Source organism: Frankia sp. CoWAU3 (assembly GCF_977971855.1).
Genome location: NZ_CDWWXB010000158.1, coordinates 4,001 through 8,403, shown reverse-complemented (window position 1 = coordinate 8,403; position 4,403 = coordinate 4,001). Strand labels below are relative to the sequence as shown.

At 72.2% G+C, this 4,403-nt stretch carries 6 protein-coding genes; 3 read left to right on the top strand and 3 right to left on the bottom strand.

The window, feature by feature from the left end:
- The coding region (locus tag AC08ON_RS13560) for an NUDIX hydrolase (RefSeq protein ID WP_476607868.1) at positions 1–359 on the bottom strand (359 nt) is incomplete at its 3' end.
- A gap of 303 nt (positions 360–662) precedes the next feature.
- Between AC08ON_RS13560 and AC08ON_RS13555 the strand changes: the two genes are divergently transcribed.
- The 3 genes from AC08ON_RS13555 to AC08ON_RS13545 all read left to right on the top strand — a co-directional run bounded on the left by AC08ON_RS13555 (position 663) and on the right by AC08ON_RS13545 (position 2,838).
- Complete coding sequence (locus AC08ON_RS13555; protein ID WP_476607869.1) at positions 663–1,070, top strand: TOBE domain-containing protein; 408 nt, start codon at positions 663–665, stop codon at positions 1,068–1,070.
- A 191-nt stretch (positions 1,071–1,261) separates the two neighbouring features.
- Entirely contained in the window at positions 1,262–2,098 is an 837-nt protein-coding gene (locus tag AC08ON_RS13550) for an ABC transporter permease (protein ID WP_476607870.1), read from the top strand.
- Positions 2,095–2,838 (top strand): ABC transporter ATP-binding protein, encoded by a 744-nt coding sequence (locus AC08ON_RS13545; protein ID WP_476611434.1) that lies wholly within the window; start codon positions 2,095–2,097, stop codon positions 2,836–2,838. Before AC08ON_RS13550 ends, AC08ON_RS13545 begins: the two co-directional genes overlap by 4 nt.
- 10 nt (positions 2,839–2,848) lie before the next feature.
- Here the strand turns inward: AC08ON_RS13545 and AC08ON_RS13540 are convergent, their stop codons facing one another.
- Together AC08ON_RS13540 and AC08ON_RS13535 are read right to left on the bottom strand one after the other, a co-directional pair.
- Positions 2,849–3,061, bottom strand: coding sequence for a DUF1918 domain-containing protein (locus AC08ON_RS13540; RefSeq protein ID WP_476607872.1), 213 nt, complete (start codon positions 3,059–3,061; stop codon positions 2,849–2,851).
- 36 nt (positions 3,062–3,097) lie between these two features.
- Positions 3,098–4,403 (bottom strand): phosphoribosyltransferase family protein (locus tag AC08ON_RS13535; RefSeq protein ID WP_476617094.1); only part of this gene is annotated, 1,306 nt, incomplete at its 5' end.

The following is a 4,403-nucleotide window of genomic DNA, read 5'->3' as shown; positions in this document are numbered from 1 at the left end:
AGTTCCAGGTCGAGCAGGCTCCCAAGGGACACCGAGACGATGTCGAGATCATTCAACCTGCTCCCGAAGTCGGCGCCCCACGACCGGTCAGCGGCGAAGACGACGTCGAGCACCCCCGTCCGCTCACCGCGTTCGATCGAGATGCTCTCGATGCCGCCCACGAACGTCAGGTAGTCCAGTTCGATACCGGCCTGCTCGTTCAGCAGCCGGCGCAGCGCCGCCTGCACGGTCTCCCCCGGCTCAACCCGGCCTCCCGGCAAGTGGAACGACTTCTGGCCACGCTCGTTGGCGAGCAGCACCCGATCACCCGCCACGAGCAGCGCACGCGTTGATCCGCACGGGGCCGGCGACCGGGTCACCGTAGGACGTGGTGGCGGTGGCGGTCGGTTTGGAAGCGAGCGGTGTCACGGGTGCTCCAGGAGTGGCGAGTCGGGCAGGGGACGAGTCGGGCCGAGAAGGGCAACCTCCGCATCGTGCCCCGCCGGACCGGATCGTGATGCGCCAACCGGTCATCCGGCCGGCATCGGGTCGGTCGAGGACACGGTCCCGTCAATCCGACCACCTCGCCGCCCAACCCGCAGGAGCGGATATTTCTCTGTAATTTCTCCGTAATTTCGGATCATGCGTCGCAGTTCTCCCGAAGATGCGGGTACGATCACCCCATGCCGAGATTCCGGATCAGCGAGGCCGCCGCGCTGCTCGGTGTCAGCGACGACACCATCCGCCGGTGGGCGGACAGCGGCCGACTGCCAACCGTCCTGGACGACGCCGGCCGCCGGGCGATCGAAGGCGGCACCCTGGCCGGATTCGCCGAGGATCTGGCGACCGAACAGACCGCCGCCCAGACGCCGGTCGTCGCCGAATCCGCGCGTAACCGCTTCCCCGGGATTATCACCCGCGTGGTGCGCGACACGGTGATGGCCCAGGTCGAGATCCAGGCCGGCCCGCATCGCCTGGTCTCGCTCATGAGCCGGGAGGCCGCCGACGAACTCGGGCTGGAAGCTGGCGTCCTCGCGGTCGGCGCGGTGAAGTCGACCAACGTCGTCATCGAGCTTCCCGAGCATCGTTGACCCCGATCAGCGAGAAGGGCCTGCCCGCCGTGTCGACCCTCGGCGGTTCGCTCCTTCGAGGGGGTCAGCCGGAGCAACGGGCTGTCGGCCCGCACGGCCGGTTCGGCCCGCGCGATCGGGCACCCCGGCCGGGTGACCCGCGGACCGGCGGACATCCACGCCGCACGGTTCGCCGGGAAACGCGCCGCCGGATGTCCTGGGCGCTGCTGGTGCCGGCCGGGATCGCTGGCCTGTTCCTGCTCCTGCCGCTCGTCGGCCTGCTCGTCCGCGCTCCCTGGTCCGCCCTGCCCGATCTGCTCACCGAGATCGCGGTCCGGCAGGCCCTTCTCCTGTCGGTGGAGACGGCCACCGCCACGACCGCGCTGTCGCTGCTGTTCGGTGTCCCCCTGGCCTGGCTGCTGGCCCGCACGCGTTTTCCCGGCCGGTCTCTGCTGCGCGCCCTGGTCACCCTCCCGCTCGTGCTGCCGCCAGTGGTCGGCGGCGTGGCCCTACTTCTGGTACTGGGTCGGCGCGGCATCGTCGGCCAGTACCTCGATGGCTGGTTCGGCATCACCATCCCGTTCACCAGCGTCGGCGTGGTGATCGCGCAGACCTTCGTGGCCATGCCGTTCCTCGTCGTGTCCGTCGAGGGCGCGCTGAACAGCGCCGATCGGCGGTTCGAGGACGCCGCCGCCACCCTCGGCGCCGGGCCATGGATGACGTTTCGCCGAGTCACCATGCCGATGACGGCGCCGGCGGTGGCCGCCGGCGCGGCGCTGTGCTGGGCCCGCGCCCTCGGCGAGTTCGGGGCCACGATCACGTTCGCCGGCAACTTCCCCGGGACCACCCGGACCACGCCGCTCGCGGTCTACCTGGCGCTGGAGACGGACTCGGACACCGCCATCGCGCTGTCACTCGTACTGCTCGCGGTCTGCGTCGGGGTTCTGGTGGCGCTGCGGGGCCGGTGGTTCCCCGGCACCCGGCGAATTTTACGCAACCGGGGAACGCGTGGCGCCGCCCCGGATGCGCTCGAGCGGAGCATCCCGTGAACACAGGGCACCCCGTGAACACCGTCACCGGAGATTCGGCGCGGGCGGCGCCCTCCGCCCCCGGCCTGGATCCGGCGTCAGGCGGGCTCAGCGCGCTGATGACGGTGCGACGGGGCCAGTTCGTGCTCGACGTCGAGGTCAGCGTGGCGCGGGGGGAGACGGTCGCCGTCCTCGGCCGCAGCGGGGCGGGCAAGAGCACGCTGCTGCGGGCCCTGGCCGGCCTCCTCCCGCTCGACGAGGGCCGGATCACCCTCGCCGGCGAGGTTCTCGACGACCCGGCCGAGCACCGCTTCGTCCCGTCCGAACAGCGGCCGGTCGGCATGGTCTTCCAGGACTACCTGCTGTTCCCACACCTGCGGGCCCGCGACAACATCGCCTTCGGCCTGCGGGCCCGCCTCGGCCAGGGCCGGCGGCACGCCCGGGCGTCCGCGGACACCTGGCTGGAACGGTTCGGAATCGGCCATCTCGGCGACCGGCGACCGGATGCCCTGTCCGGCGGCCAGGGGCAACGGGTGGCGCTCGCGCGGGCGCTGGCACCAGGGCCCGGACTGCTGCTGCTCGACGAACCGCTCGCCGCGCTCGACACCGCGACCCGCCGCGAGGTCAGGTCCTTCCTGCACAATGTGCTACCGACGCTGGCGGCTCCGGTGCTCATCGTCACGCACGATCCCACGGACGCCGAGGTTCTCGCCGACCGCATCCTCGCCCTCGATGCGGGGCGGGTCGTCGACCAGGCCTGATCCGGGCCGCTCAGCCGGCCCCGCCGCATGCCTCCTCGTCGCGGTGACGGATCTCGGCATCCGGACCCGGGTAGACGAAGCTGACGTGCCCCGTGCCGGACCAGCGGACCGCAAACGGCGGATCCCCAGCCGCCGAGCGCACCTCGAAGATCTTGCCGAGTCGATCCGGCTGCCGGGTGGTGTTACGGTGGATCACCAGAGTGTCGCCCGGGTGGGCACGCATCGCCCGGCGTCGCGCGGAGAGCGGGTCAGTACCCGGTCAGGCGCGACCGGGATGGCCGGCCAACGCCAGGTGATCGACGAACCAGTCACGCGCGAGCGCGGCCGCCTGCTCCAGGGCACCCGGCTCGGCGAACAGGTGCGTGGCGCCCGGGACGATCGCCAGCCGGTTCTCGCAGCCCAGCAGTCGGGCCTGGGCCTGCCGGTTCAGCTCGAGGACCAGATCGTCCCGCGCACCGACGATGAGCAACGTCGGGGCACGTACCGCGGTCAGCTGCGCCGCGGCCAGGTCCGGTCGGCCGCCCCGCGACACGACGGCCGCGACGGGGAACCCCCCTTCCGCTGCGGCCCGCAGCGCCGCGGCGGCGCCGGTGCTGGCGCCGAAGTAACCAATGGGGAGGGCAGCCGTGACCGGTTGGCCGCGCAGCCAACCGGTCACATCGATCAGCCGCCGGGCAAGCAGCCTGATGTCGAACACGTTCGCCCGGTCACGCTCCTCGTCCGGGGTGAGCAGGTCGAACAGCAGGGTCGCGAGCCCCGCGGCACTGAGGTCGCGGGCCACGAACTGGTTACGTGGGCTGTGCCGACTGCTGCCGCTGCCGTGGGCGAAGACGACCACTCCCCGGGACTGGTCGGGCACGGTGAGCCGACCAGCGAGCCGCACTCGACCGACGGGGATGTCGACCTCGACGTCGCCGCCGGACGGGTCGGCTACCGCGCCGCCGACCGGCATCGTCAGCGCGGCCCGGCGCAGCAGGTCGACGACCTCCTCGTCCGGTGTCTGGGAGAAGTCCGCGTAGAACTCGCCGATACCGAAGAAGGCGTCGGGCGTCTGGACGCAGACCACCTCGTCTGCCTGCCGGCGCAGCCAGCCGATCCGGTCACGGGGGGCAACGGGGGTCGCCAGCACCACGTGGGTGGCTCCCTGGGCCCGCACGACCTGGCACGCGGCAGAGGCCGTCGATCCGGTCGCGATCCCGTCGTCCACCACGACCACCGTCCGCCCGGCGAGCGGGATCCTTGGCCGGCCGTTCCGGAACCGCCGGGCCCGACGATCAAGCTCCACCAACTCGCGCGCCTGAACCGCGGCGAACTCGTCCGGCCCCACGTTGGCCAGCCGCCGGGCCTCCTCGTTGACGACCCGCACCCCACCCTCGGCGATGGCCCCCATCGCGAGCTCAGGCTGGAAGGGGACACCGAGCTTGCGGACGAGGATGACGTCCAGCGGGGCCTCCAGCACCCGCGCCACCTCGAACGCGACGGGAATGCCCCCGCGGGGCAGCCCGGCGACAACGACATCACGGCCGCGTAGATGCGCCAGCCGCTGCCCGAGCTGCCGGCCGGCC